The sequence below is a fragment of the Streptomyces sp. NPDC048584 genome (assembly GCF_043199595.1).
Lineage (GTDB): Bacteria > Actinomycetota > Actinomycetes > Streptomycetales > Streptomycetaceae > Streptomyces > Streptomyces edwardsiae.
On record NZ_JBICWF010000004.1, the window covers coordinates 315383 to 339253 of the forward strand.

Here is a 23871-nt window from a genome sequence, read left to right on the forward strand (position 1 = left end):
AGCCCCACGGAGAAGAGCCCATGCCCCTGTGGCCCGTCTACACCGGCACCGAGGAGCCGCACGACGGCATCACCCGGTTGCCGCCGCCCCCGCCCTGGCGGGCCTTCGACGGCCGTCCCGCGCTCGACCCGCCCGACGAGGACGCCGACGCCGCCGCCGTCTCCCCCGACCGCAGTCACCGCGCGGCGACCTACCGGGCGACGCCGCGGACGGTCCAGCTGGTCAACGCGGCCCTGTATCTGCGCCGCCCGCTGCTGGTCACCGGCCCGCCCGGCACCGGCAAATCCTCGCTCGCCTACGCGGTCGCCCGCGAGCTGCGCCTCGGCCCGGTGCTGCGCTGGAACATCACCAGCCGCAGCACGCTGCACGACGGCCTCTACCAATACGACCCGCTCTCCCGTCTGTACGCGGCACGGCGGACGGCCCAACTCCCCGCCGAGGGGCCCGAGGGGGCACGCGGCGATTCCTCCGGTGAGGGAGCCGGCGACGAGTCGGGGGTGGAGAACCATCTGCGCCTCGGTCCCCTGGGCACCGCGCTCCTCCCCTACGCCCGCCCGCGCGCCCTGCTCATCGACGAGATCGACAAGAGCGACCTCGACCTGCCCAACGACCTGCTGAACGTGCTGGAGGAGGGCCAGTACGAGATTCCCGAGCTGGTGCGCACCGCCCGGCACCGCCGCCACGGGAGGGCTGAGGTGATGGTCGACGGCACCGGGGAACGGGTGCCGGTCGAGCACGGCCGCGTCCGCTGCCGGTCCTTCCCCTTCGTCGTCCTCACCAGCAACGGCGAACGCGAGTTCCCGCCCGCCTTTCTGCGCCGCTGTGTCACGCTCCGCCTGCGGCAGCCGGACGACCGGCAACTCGCCGACATCGTCCGCGCGCACCTCGGGGAGCCCGACGCGTACGCGCAGGGCCTGATCGAGCGCTTCCTGGCACGGGCGGGCACCGGGGACCTGGCCACGGACCAGCTCCTCAACGCGATCTACCTGGCCGGCGCCTCCGGACTCGGCGCGGAGTCCCTCGACGACCTGGCGGAGCAGTTGATGCCGTACCTGGGGCAGACCCCGTCGGCCGATGCCTTCTGACCGGTCTCCGGAGGGCTCCGGGTCTCCGGACGCCCTGGCCCGCCTGGCCGACGTACTGGCCGAGGCGGCCGGGGGCCCACGCCCGGCCCCGCGGGAACTGGCCGAACTGCTGTGGCTGGCGCGGACCATGGACCGGGAGCCCGGCACCGGCCCGCACGCGCCGGAGCCCGCCGCCCCCGCACGGCCCGCCGGGCCCTCGCCGTCGTCCGTGCCTCCCCCGCCGCCTCCGCCCGCGTCCACGCCGCCCGCTTCTCCCTCCGGGTCTTCGCGCACCCCCCTCCGTCTGCCGTCCCCGGCCCCCTCGCGCGACATGCCGGGCGAGCCCCACGCCGCCCTGTTGGCCCCGGCGCCTCCGATGCTGCGCCGCCCCCTGGCACTGCAGCGGTCCCTGCGTCCGCTCAAACGCCGGGTGGACGCACCCGTGGGCAGGGAACTGGACGAGAGGGCGACCGCCGACCGCATCGCCCGTCTCGGCGCCGCTCCCGACTGGTGGCTGCCCGTCATGCGGCCCGCCCGGGAACGCTGGCTGCGGCTGAACCTGGTGCACGACACCGGCCCGACGATGCCGGTGTGGCGCCCGCTGATCCGCGAACTGCACACCGCACTCGCCCAGTCGGGCATCTTCCGCACGGTGGGCACGCTCTCCGTCGGCCCCGACGGCACGGTGCGCGGCCCCGGCGCGCACGCCCCGTCCGACGGCCGCTGCGTCACCCTGGTGATCAGCGACTGCATGGGCCCGCAGTGGCGCCCGGGCCCCGGCGGCGAGCGGTGGTACGGCGTCCTCCGCCGCTGGGCCCACCGCATGCCCCTGGCCATCGTCCAGCCGCTCCCGGAACACCTGTGGCGGGACACCGCCCTGCCCACCGTCCCGGGCCGGCTTTCGGCCCCGCGCCCCGCCGCGCCCTCCGCCACGCTCACGTTCGCGCCCTACGACACCCCCGGCACGACGGTGCGGCCCGCACCGGACGAGACGCTGCCGCTGCCCGTGCTGGAACCGGCTCCGGGCTGGCTGGCGAACTGGGCACGGCTGATCGCCGCCCCGGGCGGCACGGAGGTCCCGGCGGCAGTGGCCGACCTGTGCCCGCCCTTCCCGGAGGACGTCGACGGCCGCACGGACCTGGGCCGCCTTCCCCCGGAGGAGCTGGTCCTCCGCTTCCGCGGCAGCGCCTCCCCCGAGGCCTTCCGCCTGGCCGGTCATCTGGCCCTGAGCCGTCCCGATCTGCCGGTCATGCGTCTGGTACAGGCCGCCACCGACCCGGACCCGCGCCCCCAGCACCTCGCCGAGGTGATCCTCAGCGGCATGCTCACCACCGTCCCCGGGCCACCCGGTTCCTACACCTTCCGTCCCGGCGTACGGGAGCTCCTGCTGCGCGGCCTGCCCCGCTCGGCCCGGCACGACACCAGCGCCCTGCTGCACCGCGTCGGCGCCCTGATCGACGACCGGGCGGGCCGGGCACCGGGAGACTTCCGGGCGTCGGTACCGGCCCGGTCCGGCACCGGGACCGCCGTGGGCGGCGAGGAGATCGCGTCGGTCAGCGCGGACAGCGCACGGCGGCTGACGGGCGGGGACGTGGCGGCGTCGCCGCCCGGCTCCGAAGGGCCCCCGCGGGTGGTGGGCGGCCGGTACCGGCTGGTGCGACGGATCACACCGACCGGGACGGTGTGGCAGGCCGAGGACACGGAGGAGGGCAGGACGGTGGTCCTGCGGCTGCACGGCAGGACCACCGACCCCATGTGGCGTGGGGCGTTCCGGCGTGACGCCCGCCTGCTGGCCGGGCTCGGCCACCCGAACGTGGTGCGGGTCCACGCGGCCGGCTTCGACGGCGACATTCCGTACGTCGTCATGGAGCACCTGGACGGCGTGGCCCTCAACTCCCTCGCCGCACCCAACGGTTACCGCCTGCCCGCTCCCCTGCTGGTGTCGGTCGGCGCCCAGCTCGCGCACGCCCTCACAGCGATGCACGCGGCGGGCCTGACGCACGGCGGGCTCGGTCTGTCCCGGGTGGTGCTGCTGCCCGACGGAACGGTGCGGCTCAGCCTCTTCGAACCCGGCCGGACCTCGGGCCCGGCGGGACGGTCGGAGGACCTGAGGGCCCTGTGCGAGATGCTGCTGATGCTGGCGTGGGGGACCGCGCGGCTGACGGTTCCCCTCGATCCGCGCAACCTCGGCCATCTCCCGCAGGACCTGCGGGAGAAGTACGCGCGCGCACTCGAACTGCTGATGTCCCCCTCCGCCGAGGCACAGACCCGGGGCCGGGACCTGCTCCTCGACCCGGAACTGCCGCGCCTCGCCGAAGCGACGTACGAGGAACGGCGCCGCTACCACGCCCTCGGCCCGTTCCGCGTCGAACTGGCCGGCCGCTTCCCCGCACTGGGACCGCACGAGCGCGCCATGCTGGCCGTGCTGCTGCTCAAGCACGGCCGTACCGTGACGCACGACGACCTCAGACGGGGCATGTGGAGCGCCCCCGACGAACCGGACAACGCCATGGCGGTCCTGGGCGTGACGGCGTCCCGGCTGCGCGACGCCCTGGGACCCGGCGTGCTGGCGACGCTCTCCCACGGCTTCGCCCTGCACACCAGCGCCGACCACGTGGACGTGGTGCACTGCGAGGACCTGGTCCGCCGGGCCGACGAGGCACGCCGACGGGACGACCTCACCGAGGCGCACACGCTGATCACCGAGGCGCTGGAACTCTGGCAAGGCGGCGAACCCCTCGCGGACGTCCCCGGCCCCGCCGCCCGGACCGCCCGCACCCGCCTGGCCCAGCTCCGTCTGAACCTCCACCGCCAACGCGCGGAACTCGCCCTGGACCTCGGGGACCCGGCGCGCGCGGCGGCGGACCTGGAGGCCCTGGTACGCGCCCACCCCTCCCGCGAGGACTTCCGCCGCCTCCACCTCATCGCCCTGCGGCGCCAGGGCCGGGCCGAGGAAGCGCTGGCGGTGTACGAGGAGTACGAGCTGGCCGGCGGCCGGCACCCGGAGCTGCTGGCCCTGGGACACGAACTGCGCGAGGAGCTCGACGGCCCGGCACGGGACGACCCCGCCTCCGGGACACCGCCCGACGAGCCGGAGTACGACCCGCTCGCCGCACCGGACGAGCTGCCCGAGGGCACGTACCCCGCCTGGGACCCGACGACGTCCTCGCCCTCGGACCCGCTCGGTGACCGGCCCGCGTACGTCTCCAGGCCCCCCGGCATCCCTCCCGAGGCACGCCCGTCAGCCTCGGAGGACGACGGGTCCGCGACACCCGCCGGACAGGATCTCGTGGACCCGTCCGATGCCCTCACCGGCTTCTTCTTCGACGTGGCGGACGGCCCCGAGCACCCCGACACCGTGGCGGCCCTGGGACGGGCGGTCACCCGGGTCCTGACGGCCGCCGGGATGCCCGCGGAGGCGTACCGGTTCCTCGAGCGGGACGAGGGCTGCACGGTCCTCGTGCAGCCGGGCGGCCCGACGGCGCCCCTGCTGCGTGCCGCGCTGCGGGGGTTCCCGGACATGCTCCGGGTGGTGGGCGGGCCCCGGCTGATCGTGACCGTCCTGCGCATGTGGGACGAAGGGCGGGCCGAACTCCCCGCCGAGGCAGCGGTCCGTGCGGCACTGGACTCGTCCGGGGCGCACGGCGTGTTCGCCCTCGCACCGTCCCTCCGGCAGGAACTGGCGACGGAGCGGGAGCGCACCGAGTCGGTCCGGCCCCTCGACGGCGAGCGGACGGTGGGCTGGTACACCGCCTTCCCCCGCGACACCGCCCCGCTGCCCCCGGTGCTGGGCCCCTTCCCCCTGCCCGCCGGTCACCTCCCGCCGTCGCAGGGCTCGACGAGGACGGTCGTCTACGCGCTGCCCGGCGGAGGGCTGGGTACCAGCCGCGTCCCCGGCGCCGACCGCTACTACGAGGTCGACCTGACCGAGCACCGCACCGCGCTGGAGCTGAGGGGGCCGGAGTTGAGGCACGGCTCGGTCGCCGTGGTCCGGGGCGAGGCCGTGTGGCGGGTCTCCGATCCGGTCGCCCTGGCCGGCGGCGGCCCGCACGACGTGCGGGGCTTCCTCCGCCGTCACGTCGCGACCCGCTTGCGCGAGACGGCCGACCGTCTTCCCTCCGCCGGCCGGGCACAACTGCGGCACGCGCTCCTGGAGCGGCTCGGAACGCACGGCGTGCCCCACTGCACCGTCCGCTGGGACCTCCTGGTCAGCGCCCTCCCCGCCGCACGCGCGTCGCACATCGCACGGCACCCGGAGATCGGGCCCGCCGACGTGCTCATGGCCGCCGACACCGTGATCGTCGGTTTCGACACCACGCTCACCAGGCTGTTCCACTACAGCCGGGCGGCCGAGGTGGTGCGGGACCTCGCCCGTCTCGCCGTCGAGGGGCGGGACCCCGAGGACGCGCTGTCCGGCAGACGGCCACTGGCGCCGGAGGGCCGTCCGGTGACGCCCGCGGGGGACGACATCACCCCCGTCGAACTGCTGCGCGCGCTGACGGGCCACCCCATGGTGGAGGAAGTGCGCGCGGCCCTGGACCGCCACGAGACGAGAGCCGCCCGCACGGCCCGCCCCGAGCCCCTGGCCATCGACCTGGTACGCGCGCTGTCCGCCCGCCGCCTGCGCCTGGCCGTGGTCACCGATCACGCGGCCGGCGCGGCCGAGGCCTTCCTGAACCGGGTGGGCCTCACCCCGTACCTGGCGGGCGGCGTGCACGGCCGTTCCGCCGACCTCTCCCGGCTGATGCCGCACCCGGACGTCCTGCACCGCGCCCTCGACGGGCTCGGTACCGCGCCGGCCCGCTGCGTGATGATCGGGTCGACCGCCGTCGAGAGCGCCGCCGCCGGGGCCGCGGGGGTGCCCTTCATCGGCTGCCGGCACGCCGACGGCGTCCTCCGCCGGTCCGGTCCGGCGAGTCTCACCGTCGAGGGTCTGCGCCCGCTGCTCGACGCGGTCCGCGCCCTGCCGCAGCGCGGTGACTCCTGACGCCTCCCCGTTCGGCGGTCCGCCACCCGGCCCTCCACAAGGCGCGCCCACGCCACCCCACCCGCACGATGCCAAAGAGGTCCGCCCCCCGGCGGACCGAACGGCCGCGAGCTCGGGAGGATCTGACGTGACCGCCAGTCTGGAGCAGCTGCGCCGCTGCCACTTCGCCGTCGACCTGGGCGCCGCCCGCACCCGGGTCTACGTCAAGGGCGCCGGACTCGTCGTCGACCAGCCGTCCACCGCCGCCGTGAACACCCGCACCGGAGCACTGATCGCGGTCGGCGAGTTCGCGGAGAAGATGACGGGCCGTACGCCGGCCTACATCCGCGTCGTACGCCCCGTCACCGGCGGCACGGTCGTCGACATCGAGATGGCGCAGCGCATGCTGCGGCAGCTGCTCGGCGACAAGTTGCGCCGCACCCTGCGCCGCAGGCCCCGGCTGCGGGCCGCCGCCTGCGTCCCGCACGACGCCGATCCGCTCGCCCGGCGCGCCGCGATCGAGACCCTGGTCGGCCTCGGGGCCCGCCGGGTGGAACTCGTCGACACGCTCATCGCCGCCGCCGTCGGCTGCGGTCTGCCGGTGGAGCGGCCCGAGGCCACCATGATCATGGTGTGCGGCGCGGCGGCGACCCAGGTGGCCGTGCTGTCCCTCGGGGCGATCGTGACGGCGGAGCGCATCCCCGTCGGCGGTGAGGCCGTGGACCACGCGATCGTGCAGCACCTGCGCCACCAGCACGAACTGATGCTGCCGAGCCAGTCCGTACGGCCCCTGCAGCTCGCCCTGCACGGCAACGGGCTCACCCCGCAGGGCCCGGCGTCCACGGAGATCCACGGCCGGGACGTCGCCACCGGTCTGGCCCGCTCCGTACACGTCGACACGGCCGCCGTACGGCGGGCCATCCAGACGCCGCTCACCGCCGTCCTCGACGGCATCGGCAGGGTGCTGCGGGAATGCCCGCCGGACCTGGTCGCCGACCTCGTCGACCGCGGCATCATGATGGTCGGCGGCAGCGCGCTGCTGCCGGGCCTCGACCAGATGCTCCGCCAGGCGACGGGCATGCCGGTGCACATCGCGGAACGCCCGGAGCTCTGCGCCGTACAGGGGCTGGGCGAGATGCTGGAGGGCAAGATCGCCCCGATGGTCCTGGACCCGCTGCGGGCGTGAGCCGGAGGGTCAGCGGGAGAACCAGCATCTGATCGTCGTACCGTCGTCCCCCGTGTGCACGCGCACCAGGTCGGCGATCAGATGGACCATCAGCAGTCCGCGACCGCCCCGCTGGTCCCGGCTCGCGGGGCGGCGTCCGGCGAGGGGGTCGGTCATCCGGCCCCCGTCGCGCACCTCGCACAGCACATGGCCGCCCTCGGCCCACACCCGCAGCACCCCCGAACCGCCGCCGTGCAGCACGCTGTTCGTGGTCAGCTCGGCGGTGGCGAGGGCGAGGTCCTCGAGGGTGACGCCGGTGAGGCCGAGCCGCCGGCCCTCGTCGGAGGCGGCGTGCCGTGCCGTGGGCAGCGACTCGGCGGCGAAGGGGAAGGTCATCGCGTCGGCGACGAGCGGCAGCGGCTCGTTGTACCGGGCGACGGCCGCGTCGGGGTCGTACGACCGCGGCCGGGGCCCGGCGGGGATGACGGTGGGGTGGGTGGCGTACGCGTCGGCCAGTACGTACGCGGGCAGCCGTGCGGCGTCGTACGGGCACAGGATCGTCACCGCGCGGTCCCGGAAGGCGGCGTTGATCAGCGCCTCGTGCTGGACGCAGGCGGGGTACTCGGCGGCGGAGCGGCCGGCCCAGACGGGTTCGCCGATGATCCGCACCCGCCGCCCCGACGCCACGGTGTCGGCGAAGGCGCGCAGCACCCCGGGGATGATCCGGCCGGGGTTGCGTCCGGCCTCGCGCATGTCGAGGAGGCGGACGGTGTCCGCGTCGGCGCCGAGGGCGTCCCGGACCAGCCGCAGCCGCTCACCGGGCACGGCGACCGCCACGGCCTCGCCGGCCGCGAGCCCCTCGCGCACGAAGGGCACGGTGGCGTCCAGGTACTCCCGCTCGTCCCGGTAGAAGAGGGCGGGGTGGACGAAGGGACCGGGGAGCACATCCATGTGTTCGGCCGCGGCACTCATGACATCGACACCTCGATCGTCGACAGGCCGGGCCAGAACGTCTCCAGCACCCGGCACAGCGCGGACGGCGGCCGGCGCACGACGAACCGGCGGCCCTCCCCGAGCCGCCCGGCGGCCGCCGCGAGCGCTCCGGCGCCCGCGACGTCGACGAACGTCACCTCGGACAGTTCCAGCTGGTACACGGCCTCACCCTCGCGCACGGCCTGCTCCAGCACGCGCTCCCAGATCGTATGCGTGGCCAGACCGATCTCCCCGGCCGCGCGGACACCCCGGCCGCTCTCCAGCGGGCGCACCGTCAGCGACGGCGTCCGGCGATCGTCCACGTCTCCCCACACTCCCGGGCCTGTACGTACCCCGTCGGTTCCCGGCCATTCCCCGGCCGGGTGTGTAGTACGCCGCGGGGTGGGCAGGCGCACCCCCAGCGCAGCCGGGACCGTGCGCAGCCTACCGCTCCGGTGCCGGCGACGGACAAACCCCTCCGAACGCCCCCTCCCGGAAAGGCTGAGCACCTTGGTCATCGGCGGTCGTACGGACGCGGGCCGGGCGCTGCTCACGCCGCGCGGCGAGCTGGTGCGCGGGTGTGCGCAGGTCCTGGCCGCGAAGCTGGCGGAGCTGCCCACGGACACGGCCCGGGTCGATGTGGACATGAGCGGCGTGTACTTCATGGACACGGGGGGCCTGGAGTTCCTGGAGGTGCTGCGCGACCACGGCCGGCGCCGTTCGGTGCCGGTCACGGCCACCCGCTGGAACGGCCAGCCGCGCCGCGTCCTGGAACTGGCCGGCCTCGACACCACCGATCCCCTGCGCCCGGCCCAGGAGCCGGAGGCACGCCTGCTCCTGCTCCAGGAGGAGGTGGAGCAGCTGCGGCGGGCGATCGCGTCCCGCCCGGTGATCGACCAGGCCCGCGGCATCCTCATGGCGACGTACGGCTGCACCTCCGACGAGGCGTGGCACATCCTGCGGGAGGCGTCCCAGCTGTCCAACACCAAACTGCGCTCGGTGGCGGAGTCACTCACCGCCTCGGCGGCGGCAGAGGCCACTCCCCCACCGGAGGACGTCCGCGCGGCCCTGTCCCGGGCCCTGGCCCGCCGCTCCCTCCGATGACACCGTCGCGCACGGGGTACCCGGCCACGAACGCACCATCCGCCCCGCGACCGGAGCCACCACCATGAGCGAACTGAGCGAACACACCCCGTCCCAGGCCGAGGGCGACCGCGACGACGACGAATGGAACATCCCGGAGATCCCCCACTCGACCCCGTCCCAGGCAGAGGGCGAACGGGAACCGTCGACGACGGACGAGACCTCCGAGTAGCGGCTTCGCCGTGCTGTCGCAGGCGCCAAGAAGAGTGCGTGGTGGGGCGGGTGGGACTCGAACCCACGGCCGACGGATTATGAGTCCGCTGCTCTAACCGGCTGAGCTACCGCCCCATAGCGGCGTGTCGCGTACATGTGTGCGCGCCGTCTGCCGCAGCATAGCCGCTCATACGATCTCCTGCTTCGGATGGTCGGCGCTGCGTACGGCCTTGGCGACCATGGAGACTTCGCCGATCGGCGCACGGTTCCCCCGGACATGAAAAAGGACCCCAACGGGGTCCTCGTTCAGCATGCTCCCCCGACTGGACTCGAACCAGTAACCTGCCGGTTAACAGCCGGCTGCTCTGCCAATTGAGCTACAGGGGACCGAGCTCCCCCGACTGGACTCGAACCAGTAACCTGCCGGTTAACAGCCGGCTGCTCTGCCAATTGAGCTACGGAGGAATGACTCGTTGCATCGAACGTACCCGCCTGGGTATCCGCCAGGGGGCGCTCGCTCGCTGCGACACATACATTAGCGCAAGCAGGGGGGTGCTCCGCCAATCGGTACTCCCCGGCCCTGTCGCCGGAACAACGGGAAGGGTGACCGCCATGCGTTACCGGCTCACGTTCGTCGCCGGAGTCGTCCTGGGTTACGTGCTGGGCACGAAAGCCGGACGCGAGCGCTACGAGCAGATGAAGAGGTCCGCGCAGCAGTTCGCGCAGAACCCCGCGGTCCGCAACACCGCGGAGACTGCGGCCCAGCAGGGCCGCGACTTCGCCGACAAGGCGTACCACGCGGTCAGCGACAAGGTCGGCGACCGCATGCCCGACTCGGTGGCCCAGCGCGTCCACGCCCTGCGCGAACGCACGGCCCACGCCCCGGCGGAAGACGACTGGGGCACGAGCAACACGTGAGGGGGACCTCCCCGCACCCGCCCCGACGGCTCCCCCGCTCCACCCACCCCTCCCCATGCGGCAAAATCGCCGTATGGGGATAGTCGCCGGACTGGACAGCGCGCCGGATTTCACTCGCATCGTCGTCTGTGACGCGGACACGGGAGCCGTGCTCAGGCAGGGGTATGCCCAGCATCCGATACAGGGCGCCGACGGCGGCGGCCGTCCCTCCGACGTCGACCCGCAGGCCTGGCTGCTGTCCCTGGGCGAGGCGGCGGGCGGCGGGCTGCTGGAGGGCGTGCAGGCCATCGGCGTGTCGGCGCAGCAGAACGCGCTGGTGCCGCTGGACTCGCAGGGCAACACCGTACGGCCGGCGATGACCGGTGGTGACAAGCGTGCGCAGGTCGCCGCGGCCGATCTGCTCGACGCGCTGGGCGGGCGGGAAGCGTGGGCGCAGGCCGTGGGCAGTGTGCCCGGAGCCGCGCAACCGGTGACCAAGCTGCGCTGGATGGCCCGCAGCGAACCGGAGAACGCCGCGCGGACCGCCGTACTGCTGCAGGCGCACGACTGGCTGGTGTGGCAGCTGCTCGGCCGGCCGGTGCGGCGCACCACCGACCGGGGCGGGGCGTCCGGCACCGGGTACTGGGCGGCGGCCACCGGCGGTTACCGGCCGGATCTGGTCGAGCTGGCCCTCGGCCACCAGACGATGCTGCCCGAGGTGATCGGCCCCGCGGACGCGGCCGGTACGACTCCGGAGGGGCTGCTGATCTCCGCCGGTACGGGCGAGACGATGGCGGCGGCGTTCGGGCTCGGGATCGGGCTGGGCGACGCGGTGGTGTCGCTGGGCGCGTCCGGGTCCGTGATGGCCGTGCACCCCGAGGCGCTCGTCGACCCGTCCGGCATGATCACCTCTTTGGCGGACGCGACCGGCATGCATCTGCCCGTCGTCACCACCCTGAACGCCGTACGGGCCCTGCGCGGGACCGCCGAACTGCTGGGCCTGCCCGACCTGGAGAGCCTGTCCGATCTGGCGATGAAGTCGACGCCGGGGTCGCACGGGCTGGTGCTGCTGCCGTATCTGGAGGGCGAACGCACCCCGAATCTGCCGCACACGGCAGGCACGCTGGCGGGGCTGCGGCGCGAGTCGATGAAGGCGGAGCATCTGGCGCGGGCCGCGTTCGAGGGCATGCTGTGCGCGCTCGCGGACGCGCTGGACGTGCTGCGCGGCCGGGGCGTGGACGTGCGGCGGGTCTTCCTGCTGGGGCCGGCCGCGGAGCTGCCGGCCGTGCAGTCGGCGGCGCCCGCGCTGTTCGGGGCGCAGGTCGTGGTGCCGCAGCCCGCGGACTACGCGGCGATCGGCGCGGCCCGGCAGGCGGCCTGGGCGCTCGGGGTGTCGCAGGGCGCTCTCGATCCGCGTACGCCGCCGATCTGGCAGGGCCCGGTGGCGCAGGTGCTGGATCCGGGGGACGAGCTCGCGGTGGGTCAGGCGGTGCGCCAGCAGTACGTGTCGGTGCGCGAGCAGACCCACCCGGGGGCGTTCCGCGGGTAACGGGTAAGAGGAGCGCGTGGATTAATTCGCTTGAGGTAACGCGGGTGGAGTGTCCGACGATAGGGGCCAGGGGCAACCATCGCCCTCGCCGACCACTCCGAGAGATTCAGCGTGCTCATACGACTCCTGCGGACCCATCTCCAGCCCTACAAGAGACCCATCGCCCTGCTCGTCCTGCTGCAGTTCCTGCAGACCTGCGCCTCGCTCTACCTGCCCACGCTCAACGCGGACATCATCGACAGCGGCGTCGTCCAAGGCGACAGCGGTTACATCCTGAGCTACGGCGCCGTGATGATCGGCGTCTCCCTGGTCCAGGTCGTGTGCAACATCGGTGCCGTGTACTACGGCGCCCGGACGGCGTCGGCGCTGGGGCGGGACGTGCGCGCGGCCGTCTTCGACCGGGTGCAGTCGTTCTCGGCGCGTGAGGTGGGCCACTTCGGGGCGCCCTCGCTGATCACCCGGACGACGAACGACGTCCAGCAGGTGCAGATGCTGGCCCTGATGACCTTCACCCTGATGGTGTCCGCGCCGATCATGTGTGTGGGCGGCATCGTGATGGCGCTCGGCCTGGACGTCCCGCTGTCCGGGGTGCTCGTCGCGGTGGTGCCGGTGCTCGGCATCTGCGTGACGCTGATCGTACGGAAGCTGCGTCCGTTGTTCCGGACCATGCAGACGCGGCTCGACACGGTGAACCGGGTGCTGCGCGAGCAGATCACCGGCAACCGGGTGATCCGCGCCTTCGTGCGGGACGAGTACGAGCAGGGGCGGTTCCGTACGTCGAACACCGAGCTGACCGATGTGGCGCTGGGCACGGGCAATCTGCTCGCGCTGATGTTCCCGGTGGTCATGACGGTGGTGAACCTGTCGTCGATCGCGGTGGTGTGGTTCGGCGCGCACCGCATCGACAGCGGCGGGATGCAGATCGGCGACCTGACCGCGTTCCTCGCCTATCTGATGCAGATCGTCATGTCCGTGATGATGGCCACCTTCATGTTCATGATGGTGCCGCGCGCCGAGGTGTGCGCCGAGCGCATCCACGAGGTGCTGGACACCTCCTCCAGCGTGGTGCCGCCCGTCGCGCCGGTCACCGAGCTGCGCCGGCACGGCCGGCTGGAGATCCGGGGCGCGGGCTTCCGCTACCCGGGGGCCGAGGAGCCGGTGCTGAGGTCCGTCGACCTGGTGGCGCGGCCGGGCGAGGTCACCGCCGTGATCGGTTCGACCGGCAGCGGCAAGTCCACGCTGCTCGGCCTGGTCCCCCGGCTGTTCGACGCGACCGGCGGGGAGGTGCTGGTGGACGACGTACCCGTGGCGGACGTCGACCCGGCGCTGCTGGCGAGGACGGTCGGGCTCGTCCCGCAGAAGCCGTACCTCTTCGCGGGCACCGTGGCGTCGAACCTGCGCTACGGCAATCCGGACGCCACCGACGAGGAGTTGTGGCACGCGCTGGAGGTGGCGCAGGGCAGGGACTTCGTGGAGCGGCTCGAGGGCGGCCTCGACGCGCCGATCTCGCAGGGCGGGACGAACGTGTCCGGCGGTCAGCGCCAGCGTCTGGCGATCGCCCGGACGCTGGTGCAGCGCCCGGAGATCTACCTCTTCGACGACTCGTTCTCCGCGCTCGACTACGCCACCGACGCGGCGTTGCGGGCGGCGCTCGGCCGGGAGACGTCCGAGGCGACCGTGGTGATCGTCGCCCAGCGGGTGGCGACCATCCGTGACGCCGACCGGATCGTGGTCCTGGACGAGGGCCGCGTCGTCGGCACGGGCCGGCACCACGAGCTGATGGCGGACAACGAGACCTACCGGGAGATCGTGCTCTCCCAGCTGACGGAAGCGGAGGCCGCCTGATGGCCGGGCCCGGAGGACGGATGATGGCCGGGGGCGGCCCCGACCAGCGCACACTCGACTTCAAGGGGTCGAGCAAACGGCTGATCTCGCGGTTCAGGCCGGAACGCGGGACGATCTACGGCCTGCTGGCCTGCGTGGTCCTGAGTGTCGGCCTCAGCGTGATCGGCCCGAAGATCCTCGGCAGGGCGACCGACCTCGTCTTCGCCGGCATCGTCGGCCGTGACATGCCGGAGGGCGCCACCAAGGAACAGGTGCTCGACGCGATGCGGGCGCGGGGCGAGGGCGATGTCGCCGACATGCTCCGCAGCACCGACTTCACCCCCGGCGAGGGCATCGACTTCACGGCTGTGGGCAACGTCCTGCTGTTCGCGCTGGCGGTGTTCGGCGTCGCCGGTCTGCTGATGGCGTTCGCCACCCGGCTGGTGAACCGGGCGGTCAACCACACCATGTTCCGGATGCGTGAGGACGTACAGACGAAGCTGTCGCGGCTGCCGCTGTCGTACTTCGACAAGCGGCAGCGCGGCGAGGTGCTCAGCCGCGCCACCAACGACATCGACAACATCGGGCAGACGCTCCAGCAGTCGATGGGCCAGCTGATCAACTCGCTGCTCACCATCATCGGTGTGCTCGCGATGATGTTCTACGTCTCCTGGATCCTCGCGCTGGTCGCGCTGGTGACGGTGCCGCTGTCGTTCGTCGTCGCCACCCGTGTCGGCAAGCGGTCGCAGCCGCACTTCGTGCAGCAGTGGAAGGTGACCGGCACCCTCAACGCGCACATCGAGGAGATGTACACCGGGCACACCCTGGTGAAGGTGTTCGGGCGGCAGGAGGAGTCGGCGAAGCGGTTCGCCGAGGAGAACGACGCGCTGTACGAGGCCGGGTTCAAGGCGCAGTTCAACAGCGGCGTCATGCAGCCGCTGATGTTCTTCGTCTCGAACATCAACTATGTGCTGGTGGCGGTCGTCGGCGGCCTGCGGGTCGCGTCCGGCACGCTGTCCATCGGTGATGTGCAGGCCTTCATCCAGTACTCGCGCCAGTTCTCGATGCCGCTGACGCAGGTCGCCTCCATGGCGAACCTGGTGCAGTCGGGTGTCGCCTCGGCGGAGCGGGTCTTCGAACTCCTCGACGCCGAGGAGCAGGAGGCCGACCCCTCCCCGGCCGAGAAGCCGGCCGAGCTGCGCGGGCGGGTCGCGCTGGAGAACGTGTCGTTCCGCTACGACCCCGAGAAGCCGCTGATCGAGGACCTCTCCCTGAAGGCCGAACCGGGCCACACCGTGGCCATCGTCGGCCCGACGGGCGCCGGCAAGACGACCCTCGTCAACCTGCTGATGCGGTTCTACGAGGTCTCCGGCGGGCGGATCACGCTGGACGGCGTGGACATCGCGCACATGTCCCGCGACGAACTGCGGTCCGGCATCGGCATGGTGCTCCAGGACACCTGGCTGTTCGGCGGCACCATCGCGGAGAACATCGCGTACGGCTCCTCCCGTGAGGTCACCCGCGCGGAGATCGAGGAGGCGGCCCGCGCGGCCCACGCCGACCGCTTCGTCCGCACCCTGCCCGACGGCTACGACACGGTGATCGACGACGAGGGCAGCGGGGTCAGCGCGGGCGAGAAGCAGCTCATCACCATCGCGCGGGCGTTCCTCTCCGACCCGGTGATCCTGGTCCTGGACGAGGCGACGAGCTCCGTGGACACCCGCACGGAGGTCCTCATCCAGAAGGCGATGGCACAACTGGCCCACGGCCGCACGTCCTTCGTCATCGCCCACCGCCTCTCCACGATCCGTGACGCGGACACGATCCTGGTCATGGAGAACGGGGCGATCGTCGAACAGGGCGCCCACGAGAAGCTCCTGGCAGCGGAGGGCGCGTACGCCCGTCTGTACAAGGCCCAGTTCGCCGAGGCGGTGGCGGAGGTCGACTGACGCCCCTCTCACACGCCGGAGGGGCTCCATTCAGCCTCTCCGGCGTTTGAGGAGCGGGGGTCCGGGGGCAGCGCCCCCGGGGGACGGGAATGGGAAGGGGCGGCGGGGGCGAAAACTCAGTCCAGATACCCCCGCAACTGATCCGCGAAGGCGTGATCGCGCAGCTTGTTCAGCGTCTTCGACTCGATCTGCCGTATCCGCTCCCGCGTCACACCGAAGATCCGCCCGATCTCCTCCAACGTACGGGCACGCCCGTCCACCAGCCCGTAGCGCAGCTGCACCACCTTCCGCTCCCGCTCCCCCAGTGTCGACAGCACCGCCTCCAGGTGCTCCCGCAGCAGCAGGAACGCCGCCGACTCGACGGGGCTCGCCGCGTCGCCGTCCTCGATGAGGTCGCCGAGGGCGACGTCGTCCTCCTCGCCGACCGGCGCGTGCAGCGACACCGGTTCCTGGGCGAGCCGCAGCACCTCGCCGACCCGCTCGGGCGGCAGGTCCAGATGCGCGGCGACCTCTTCCGGTGTCGGCTCGTAGCCGCGCTCCTGCAGCATCCGCCGCTGCACCCGCACCACCCGGTTGATCAGCTCGACCACGTGCACGGGCACGCGGATCGTCCGGGCCTGGTCGGCCAGCGCGCGCGACATGGCCTGGCGGATCCACCACGTGGCGTACGTCGAGAACTTGTACCCGCGCGCGTAGTCGAACTTCTCCACCGCGCGGATCAGGCCGAGGTTTCCCTCCTGGACCAGGTCCAGCATGGTCAGTCCGCGCCCCACGTACCGTTTGGCGACGGACACGACGAGCCGCAGGTTCGCCTCGATCAGGCGTCGTTTGGCCATCCGGCCCATGACCACGATCCGGTCCAGGTCGACGGCGAGCCGGCTGTCCAGATCGGGGGCCAGCCGCAGCTTCTCCTCGGCGAAGAGTCCCGCCTCGACCCGGCGGGCGAGTTCGACCTCCTCGGCGGCGGTCAGCAGCGGGATGCGCCCTATCTCGCGCAGATACTGCCGGAACAGGTCCGAGGAGGGCGCTCCGGTGTCGGTGCGCACGCGCGCCACCGGCTCCACGGGGTCGGCGGCCTCGGGGTGGTGCGCGACACGGCTCTGCGCGGGCATGGCGACGAGAACGCCGGCGTCGGGCTGGGTGAGGGTCTGGGTCTGGGTCTGCACGGGGGCGACCTCCAGGATGATCGCTGCCGGGGGGTGGGACAGCGGTACTTCGGGGACGGAGTGGGCGGCCTCGCCGCTGTCCGTCCCGTACGCGATGAGCACAACCGCGGATGTCCGGGACCCGTCGGTGACGGATCGGCCGCGCTCCGAGGACTCAGGCACCGCCCCCAGTGTGGGGTACGACACATCGTCCCCACGAGGGGCGTGCGATGACTTTTTGCGTCCGGTCCGGAACCGGCGGTGACCGGCGGGTCACCGGTCCGTCGCCTTCGAGGGATGTCCGGATGCCCGGCACACCGCTGTTCTGCGACGATCCGCGGGTGTCCGCCTCCCGGTACGAAACCCCCGGGACGGTCCGCTGCTGCGGCCCGGACGAGCTGGAGAGGCCGCGCCGTCGGGCCGAGGCGGCCGGGCTCGGGCCGACGCACGGACGGTTCCGTCCGCCTGGACGGACGTCGGCTACAGTGCCGCCGCTCCGTGCTCCCGCAGGGCCTGGTCGTACTGCTGGAGGACCCACAACTCGTTCTGTACGGCGGCCAGCTCGCCCGGGTCGCCGTGGCCGCTGAGGCGGGTGAGGCGGCTGGCGACGTCGCGGATGCGGCGCTCGACCGCGCGGCGGCGGACGGTGACGAGCTGGGCGCCGGCATAGACCTCGTCGACGCCCTTCACACCGCGGTGCAACATGATGGCCTCGACGGCGAGTTCGGTGACCATGGCGCGGACGGCGTCGTCGGGGGCGGCCTCGCGGACCCGGATCAGATACTCCTGCGGGTCCTGGACGCCGTACTCCGCGCCGCCCGCGTCCAGGACCGCCTGGCGTACGGCCGCGTAGGGCGGGGCCGTGAACTCGTCGACGCCGTACGCGTCGAAGGCCGGGGAGACCAGTTCGGGGCGCTGGAGGGCGAGCTTGAGCAGTTCGCGTTCGGTGGCGAAGACCGGGTTGCGGAGGTTCAGGGCGGGGCCGCGGGGGGCCGGCCGGTCCCGTGCGGAGTCGTACTGCTGGGAGCCGCCGCCGCGCTGCTGCCGGTCGGGGGCGGGACCCCTGCCGCCGCGCTCGCGCGCCCAGCGGGCGAGCTGGGCGACCCGCTTGACGACGAACTGGGTGTCGAGGATGCCGAGCATTCCGGCGAGCTGCACCGCGACCTCGTGCTGGGCGCCGCTGTTCTTGATCCGGGCGACGATCGGCGCGGCCTCGTCGAGGGCGGCGGCGCGGCCGGCCGGGGTGTCCAGGTCGTAGCGGACCACGATCTGGCGGAGGGCGAACTCGAAGAGCGGGGTGCGGGGTTCGGCCAGGTCGGCGACGGCGTCGTCGCCCTTGGCGAGCCGCAGGTCGCAGGGGTCCATACCGTCGGGGGCGATGGCGATATAGGTCTCGGCGGCGAACTTCTGGTCGTCCTCGAAGGCGCGCAGGGCCGCCTTCTGGCCGGCCGCGTCACCGTCGAAGGTGAAGATCACGCGCGCGCTGCCGTTGTCCATGAGCAGCCGGCGCAGGATCTTGATGTGGTCGCCGCCGAAGGCGGTGCCGCAGGTGGCGATCGCGGTCGTCACCCCGGCGAGGTGGCAGGCCATGACGTCGGTGTAGCCCTCGACGACGACCGCCCGGGACGCCTTCGCGATGTCCTTCTTGGCGAGGTCGATGCCGTAGAGGACCTGGGACTTCCTGTAGATCGCCGTATCGGGCGTGTTGAGATACTTCGGCCCGTTGTCCGTCTCGTAGAGCTTGCGGGCGCCGAAGCCGACGACCTCTCCGCCGATGTCGCGGATGGGCCACATCAGCCGGCCGCGGAAGCGGTCGATGGGGCCGCGGCGGCCCTCCTGGGAGAGCCCGGAGAGCAGCAGCTCCTTGTCACTGAAGCCCTTGCCGCGCAGGAAGCGGGTGAGGTGGTCCCAGCCCTGGGGGCTGTAGCCGACGCCGAAGTGCACGGCGGCGGCCTGGTCGAAACCGCGGTCGGCGAGGAAGCTCCGGCCGGTGTCCGCCTCGGCGGAGGTCGCCAGCTGTTCCGCGTACCACTCGGCGGCGATCTTGTGCGCCTCCACCAGGCGGATGCGCTCGCCACGCTGGTGGGAGGGGTTGTACCCGCCCTCCTCGTAACGCAGCGTGATGCCGGCCTGGCCGGCGAGGCGCTCTACGGCCTCGGAGAAGGAGAGGTGGTCGACCTTCATCACGAACGTGATGGTGTCGCCGCCCTCCTGGCAGCCGAAGCAGTGGAAGAGTCCCTTGCTCGGGCTGACCTGGAAGGACGGCGACTTCTCGTCGTGGAACGGGCAGAGTCCCTTGAGGTTCCCGCCGCCCGCGTTCCGCAACTGGAGGTACTCGGACACGACGGCGTCGATCGGAACCGCGTCCCGAACCGCCTTCACGTCCTCATCATTGATCCGCCCAGCCACGCCTGAATCCTACGTGGCCGGACGGACATCCCCGGGTGCCGGAGCACCCCGTCAGGGGCGCGGGGCTGTGATGTGCGCGGCTCCGCCGCGAGGGCGCGACCGGCCACGGCGATGCCACACCCGCGCCCCGACGGAACCCGGCATACGCCTAGGCGACCAGCGACTCCAGCGGCACACGCGGATCCGCCAGCGCCTCCGTGTCCACCCGCGCGCCGGAGCGGATCAACCCCTGGATCGGATCCGTGACATCCCACACATTCACATTCATCCCCGCGAGCACGTGCCCCTCACGAACCCAGAACGCGATGAACTCGCGCTTCCCCGCATCGCCGCGGATCACCACCTCGTCGTACGACCCCGGCGGCGCCCACCCGGAGTACTCCATCCCCAGGTCGTACTGGTCGGAGAAGAAGTAGGGAACGCGGTCGTAGGCGTCCTCGCGGCCCAGCATGGAGCGGGCGGCCGCCGGGCCGCCGTTCAGCGCGTTGGCCCAGTGCTCCACGCGCAGCCGTGTGTCGAAGAGGGCGTGCGGGAAGGAGGCGACGTCGCCGGTCGCGTAGATGTCGGGGTCGGACGTGCGCAGCCGCGCGTCGACGCGGACGCCCCCGCCGTCCGCGCGGTCGGCGAGTTCCAGCCCCGCCGCCTCCGCGAGGGAGATCCGCGGGGCCGCGCCGATCGCGGCGAGGACGGCGTGCGCGGGGTGCTCCTCCCCGTCGTCGGTGCGGGCGGCGAGGACCATGCCGTCCTGGCCGGTGATCTCGGTGAGCGTGGCACCGAAGTGGAAGCGCACCCCGTGCTCCATGTGGAGCTCGGCGAAGAGCTGGCCGAGCTCGGGGCCGAGGACGGAGTGCAGCGGGGTCCGGCCGCGGTGGACGACGGTGACCTCCGCGCCGTACTGCCGGGCCGCCGCCGCGATCTCCAGGCCGATCCAGCCGGCGCCGGCGATGACCAGATGGCCGTTGTCCCGGCCGAGGGAGGTCAGGACGCCCTTGAGGCGTTCGGCGTGGGCGAGGCGGCGCAGATGGTGGACGCCCACGAGGTCGGTGCCCGGGATGTCCAGGCGGCGGGGCTCGGCGCCGGTGGCGATGAGCAGTTTGTCGTAGTGGACGACGGTGCCGTCCTCGCCGAAACGGACCGTCCTCGCGGTGCGGTCGATGGCGTCGACGGTCTGGCCGAGGTGCAGCTCGATGTCGTGGCGCGCGTACCAGGCGGGCTCGTGGACGAAGACGCTGTCCCGTTCGGCCTTGCCGAGGAGGTAGCCCTTGGACAGGGGCGGACGCTCGTAGGGGTGGTCCCGTTCGTCGCAGATCAGTATCACGCGGCCGGTGAAGCCCTCCGTTCTCAGCGTCTCGGCCGCCTTCGCGCCGGCCAGTCCGCCTCCGACGATGACGAATGTCTGATCCGCGTCGACCACGTGATGCCTCCTCGTAAGGGTGTCGCCATCTGCGAGCGTCCCGCACCCAGGGTGTTGCCGGAAGGGGTAGTGACCCGATCAGGCCATACAGCTCATGCCTGCCCGGTGAACCGGGCGTGAAGCGAGCGGGCCGAGGCATCGGTGAGCGACGCGATCTGGTCGACGATCACGCGCTTGCGGGTACGGTCGTCGGGGGCCTGCTCGAACAGCGTGCGGAACTGGGGGTCCAGGCCCTCGGGGGCACGGGCGGTGAGCGCCTCGGCCAGTTCGAGTACGACGATCCGCTGATCGGCGCGGAGCCGGGCCTGCTCGTCGCGCTGCATGACGTAACGGACGGCGACCGCCTTGAGGACCGCGCACTCCATACGGGTGCTTCTGGGTACGACCAGCTCGGCCTCGTATCCGGTCAGGCGCCCCGTGCCCGAACGGCCCGGGAGGTGCCCCCATGCCTGCCGGGTGGCCGCCTCGGCGGCGAGACAGAAGCGGCCGATGAGCTGGCTGGTGGCGTCCTTGAGGCGGGCCTGGGCGACGGCGGTCCCGTCGTAGCCGTGCGGCCACCACTCCTGGCCGAGGAGGCGGTCCAGGGCCTCGGCGAGCTCCTCCGGGCCGGCGCCGGCGGGGGCGTACCGGCCGACGGCGATCTCGAAGACGGCCCGGCGTTCCGGCTCGGCGTGCAGGCAGGCGGGGTCGATGTGGCCGGCGTGCAGTCCGTCCTCCACGTCGTGCACCGAGTAGGCCACGTCGTCGGCCCAGTCCATGACCTGGGCCTCGAAGCAGACGCGGGTGCCGGGGGCGTCCTCGCGGACCCAGTCGAAGACGGGGCGGTCGTCGTCGTACACCCCGAACTTCGGGGAGGCCGGGTCGGTGGGGTGGGCGCCGCGCGGCCACGGGTACTTCGTGGCGGCGTCGAGGGTGGCGCGGGTGAGGTTGAGGCCGACGGAGCCGTCGGGGGTGAACCGTTTGGGTTCGATGCGGGTGAGGAGGCGGAGCGACTGGGCGTTGCCCTCGAAGCCGCCGCAGTCCTCGGCGAACTCGTTCAGCGCCTGTTCGCCGTTGTGGCCGAAGGGCGGGTGGCCGAGGTCGTGGGAGAGGCAGGCGGCCTCGACGAGGTCGGGGTCGCAGCCGAGGGCCGCGCCGAGCTCACGGCCCACCTGGGCGCATTCGAGGGAGTGGGTGAGGCGGGTGCGGGGGCTGGCGTCCCAGACCTGGCTCTGGTCGCCGGGGGTGACGACCTGGGTCTTGCCCGCGAGGCGCCGGAGGGCGGCGGAGTGGAGTACGCGGGCGCGGTCGCGTTGGAAGGCGGTGCGGCCGGGGCGTTTGTCGGGCTCGGGGGCCCAGCGGGCGACTGACCTGGGGTCGTATGCGGGGGGTGGTGCGGTGCCTTCCATGTCATGACAGTAAGGGGAGGGTGTGACAGTCGGGGGCGTGTGATCGCGTGGTGGGTGTGCGAGGCGTTTTCCCGCCCCGCCGCCCCCTCCCTTCCCGTCCCCGGGAGCCGCGCCCCCGGACCCCGATCGCGCCCACGCGCGGCGCGGCCGCGTGCCGACGCGGTCCCGCGCTCCTACCGGGCTGACGCCAGCTCCGGAGGTGCGGTGGCGGGGGCCCTCCGGGCCCGGTCGTAGCGGTGGAGGAGGAGGTGGGCCATCGCCGGGTGGGTGCCGAGCGGGGCGGAGGTGATACCGGGGGCCGCTGCCGCGCATTCCGTCGCGAAGCGGCCCGGGGCGGTGAAGCAGGAGGCGACGGCCACGCGGTGGCGGCCCCGGGCGGCCAGAGCGCGGACGGCGTCGGGGACGGTGGGGGCGGCGGCGGAGGCGTACGCGGGGACGACGGGGACGCCCAGGCGTTCGGCGAGCAGCCGCGCGGTGCGGCCCGTGTCGGCTCTCGATTCGGGGTCGCGGGAGCCGGCGGCGGCGAGCACGATGCCGCTCGCGCGGCGGGCCGCCGCGTCCGCCGGGGTGCGCCAGCCGGCCTCGGTGAGGCGGGCGTGCAGGGCGTCGACGAGGAGGGGGTGCGGGCCGAGCGGGGCGGACACACGCGTGTGCAGGTGTGCCCCGGCGGCCATCTCGGGGATGTCCCGCTTGACGTGGTAGCCCCGGCTGAGCAGCAGCGGCACGAGGACGGCGGCCCGGGTGCCACGCGCGTCCAGCCCGGCGAGCGTGTCGGGGAGCAGCGGCGCGTTCAGCTCGATGTGGCCCAGGTGCACGGGCAGGCCCGGCCGCAGTGCGCGGACACGGTCCAGGAGCTGCCGTACGGTGCTCAGCGCGCGCGGGTCGCGGCTGCCGTGGGCCACGACGACGAGGGCGGGAGGGCTCGTGGTGTACGTCGTCATGCACCGATCGTGACGGCGGGACGTTGCCTTCCTGTTGCGCACGCGTGACGGGCGCTTTCCAGCGGTTCACGATGTGGACGATGACGCGTGTGAGGTGAACCGGAACGCCCGGCGGGGCGTCTCTCCAGGTCGGGGAGCTACCGGGGAGGGCCCGTCTGATGCGCCGTTTCGGAATCCGCCGTCCGCTTCTGCCGCGCGGCCGTACGGGGCGGCGGCGGCTGGTGCAGGCGGTGATGGCGGTGTGCGTACTGGCGCTGCTGCCCGCGACCTGGCTGCGGGTGACGACGGACGACCGGCTGCGCACCACCGCCGACGTGCCGCGCACGGACGTGGCCGTGGTGTTCGGCGCGGGGCTGTGGGACGGGGAGCCGTCGCCGTATCTCGCGCACCGGCTGGACGCGGCGGCGGAGCTGTACCGGGCGGGGCGGATCGAGGTGGTGCTGGTCACCGGTGACAACAGCCGTGAGGAGTACGACGAGCCGGACGCGATGCGTACATACCTCACCCGGCACGGCGTCCCCGACACGCGGATCGTCAGCGACTACGCGGGCTTCGACACCTGGGACTCCTGCGTCCGCGCGAAGAAGATCTTCGGCGTGGACCGGGCGGTCCTGATCAGCCAGGGCTTCCACATCCGCCGCGCGGTGGCCCTGTGCCGGACGGCCGGCGTCACCTCGTACGGCATCGGCGTCGACGACCGCCACGACATCACCTGGTACTACGGCACCACCCGCGAACTGCTCGCGGCGGGCAAGGCGGCCCTGGACGCCGCCTTCCGCCCGGACCCGCACTTCCTCGGACCGAGGGAGCCGGGGGTGCAGCGGGCGCTCGAGGAGGCGTCCGCGCGGGCGGGCGACTGAGCCCCTCACCGCACCTCACCGCCCCTCACCGC

17 protein-coding genes and 3 tRNA genes are annotated in these 23871 nt (G+C 73.0%); 10 read left to right on the top strand and 10 right to left on the bottom strand.

Going from position 1 to position 23871, the window contains the following annotated elements:
• The first annotated feature begins 20 nt into the window (after positions 1–20).
• The 3 genes from ACGFR9_RS11775 (at position 21) to ACGFR9_RS11785 (ending at position 7216) form a co-directional block, all read left to right on the top strand.
• Complete coding sequence (locus ACGFR9_RS11775) at positions 21–1085, top strand: MoxR family ATPase (RefSeq protein ID WP_030218126.1); 1065 nt, start codon at positions 21–23, stop codon at positions 1083–1085.
• The gene (locus tag ACGFR9_RS11780) at positions 1075–6051 is read left to right on the top strand and encodes an SAV_2336 N-terminal domain-related protein (protein WP_393205912.1); all 4977 of its coding nucleotides are present in this window, start codon (positions 1075–1077) and stop codon (positions 6049–6051) included. The genes ACGFR9_RS11775 and ACGFR9_RS11780 overlap by 11 nt, the downstream gene beginning before the upstream one ends.
• Positions 6052–6178: 127 nt before the next feature.
• The gene (locus ACGFR9_RS11785) at positions 6179–7216 is read left to right on the top strand and encodes a rod shape-determining protein (protein ID WP_030218121.1); all 1038 of its coding nucleotides are present in this window, start codon (positions 6179–6181) and stop codon (positions 7214–7216) included.
• 9 nt (positions 7217–7225) lie between these two features.
• On the opposite strand, the gene ACGFR9_RS11790 is transcribed toward ACGFR9_RS11785, so the two are convergent.
• Both ACGFR9_RS11790 and ACGFR9_RS11795 read right to left on the bottom strand, forming a co-directional pair.
• The gene (locus ACGFR9_RS11790; protein WP_030218118.1) at positions 7226–8167 is read right to left on the bottom strand and encodes a sensor histidine kinase; all 942 of its coding nucleotides are present in this window, start codon (positions 8165–8167) and stop codon (positions 7226–7228) included.
• The gene (locus tag ACGFR9_RS11795; RefSeq protein WP_393205916.1) at positions 8164–8490 is read right to left on the bottom strand and encodes an STAS domain-containing protein; all 327 of its coding nucleotides are present in this window, start codon (positions 8488–8490) and stop codon (positions 8164–8166) included. Before ACGFR9_RS11795 ends, ACGFR9_RS11790 begins: the two co-directional genes overlap by 4 nt.
• 187 nt (positions 8491–8677) lie before the next feature.
• Here ACGFR9_RS11795 and ACGFR9_RS11800 point away from each other — a divergent pair, with 187 nt between their 5' ends.
• Positions 8678–9271, top strand: a complete 594-nt coding sequence (locus ACGFR9_RS11800) for an ANTAR domain-containing response regulator (protein WP_393205919.1) — start codon at positions 8678–8680, stop codon at positions 9269–9271.
• 64 nt (positions 9272–9335) lie between these two features.
• Complete coding sequence (locus ACGFR9_RS11805; RefSeq protein ID WP_393205922.1) at positions 9336–9482, top strand: hypothetical protein; 147 nt, start codon at positions 9336–9338, stop codon at positions 9480–9482.
• Positions 9483–9521: 39 nt separating this feature from the next.
• Here ACGFR9_RS11805 and ACGFR9_RS11810 read toward each other — a convergent pair.
• The 3 genes from ACGFR9_RS11810 to ACGFR9_RS11820 form a co-directional block, all read right to left on the bottom strand.
• Positions 9522–9598 (bottom strand) — tRNA-Ile (locus ACGFR9_RS11810).
• Positions 9599–9777: 179 nt separating this feature from the next.
• Positions 9778–9850, bottom strand: a tRNA-Asn gene (locus ACGFR9_RS11815).
• A gap of 5 nt (positions 9851–9855) precedes the next feature.
• Positions 9856–9928, bottom strand: a tRNA-Asn gene (locus ACGFR9_RS11820).
• Between the two features lie 147 nt (positions 9929–10075).
• Between ACGFR9_RS11820 and ACGFR9_RS11825 the strand changes: the two genes are divergently transcribed.
• The 4 genes from ACGFR9_RS11825 to ACGFR9_RS11840 all read left to right on the top strand — a co-directional run bounded on the left by ACGFR9_RS11825 (position 10076) and on the right by ACGFR9_RS11840 (position 15682).
• A complete protein-coding gene (locus ACGFR9_RS11825; protein ID WP_393205925.1) occupies positions 10076–10381 on the top strand; it encodes a YtxH domain-containing protein in 306 nt (101 codons plus the stop codon).
• A 73-nt stretch (positions 10382–10454) separates the two neighbouring features.
• Entirely contained in the window at positions 10455–11909 is a 1455-nt protein-coding gene (locus ACGFR9_RS11830) for an FGGY family carbohydrate kinase (RefSeq protein ID WP_393205928.1), read from the top strand.
• A gap of 111 nt (positions 11910–12020) precedes the next feature.
• Entirely contained in the window at positions 12021–13754 is a 1734-nt protein-coding gene (locus ACGFR9_RS11835) for an ABC transporter ATP-binding protein (protein WP_393205931.1), read from the top strand.
• Positions 13754–15682 (top strand): ABC transporter ATP-binding protein, encoded by a 1929-nt coding sequence (locus ACGFR9_RS11840; RefSeq protein WP_393205934.1) that lies wholly within the window; start codon positions 13754–13756, stop codon positions 15680–15682. The genes ACGFR9_RS11835 and ACGFR9_RS11840 overlap by 1 nt, the downstream gene beginning before the upstream one ends.
• A 116-nt stretch (positions 15683–15798) precedes the next feature.
• Here the strand turns inward: ACGFR9_RS11840 and ACGFR9_RS11845 are convergent, their stop codons facing one another.
• The 5 genes from ACGFR9_RS11845 to ACGFR9_RS11865 form a co-directional block, all read right to left on the bottom strand.
• On the bottom strand, positions 15799–17010 hold the full coding sequence (locus ACGFR9_RS11845) for an RNA polymerase sigma factor (RefSeq protein ID WP_393205937.1): 1212 nt from the start codon (positions 17008–17010) through the stop codon (positions 15799–15801).
• 297 nt (positions 17011–17307) lie between these two features.
• The gene (gene dnaG / locus ACGFR9_RS11850) at positions 17308–19236 is read right to left on the bottom strand and encodes a DNA primase (RefSeq protein WP_393205940.1); all 1929 of its coding nucleotides are present in this window, start codon (positions 19234–19236) and stop codon (positions 17308–17310) included.
• A gap of 148 nt (positions 19237–19384) precedes the next feature.
• Positions 19385–20650: an NAD(P)/FAD-dependent oxidoreductase gene (locus tag ACGFR9_RS11855; protein ID WP_393205943.1), complete on the bottom strand. Its 1266-nt coding sequence runs from the start codon at positions 20648–20650 to the stop codon at positions 19385–19387.
• 92 nt (positions 20651–20742) lie between these two features.
• Positions 20743–22038: a deoxyguanosinetriphosphate triphosphohydrolase gene (locus ACGFR9_RS11860; protein WP_393205946.1), complete on the bottom strand. Its 1296-nt coding sequence runs from the start codon at positions 22036–22038 to the stop codon at positions 20743–20745.
• A gap of 173 nt (positions 22039–22211) precedes the next feature.
• A complete protein-coding gene (locus ACGFR9_RS11865) occupies positions 22212–22979 on the bottom strand; it encodes a sirohydrochlorin chelatase (RefSeq protein WP_393205949.1) in 768 nt (255 codons plus the stop codon).
• A gap of 158 nt (positions 22980–23137) precedes the next feature.
• Between ACGFR9_RS11865 and ACGFR9_RS11870 the strand changes: the two genes are divergently transcribed.
• Positions 23138–23839 (top strand): vancomycin high temperature exclusion protein, encoded by a 702-nt coding sequence (locus tag ACGFR9_RS11870; protein WP_393205951.1) that lies wholly within the window; start codon positions 23138–23140, stop codon positions 23837–23839.
• Positions 23840–23871 lie beyond the last annotated feature (32 nt).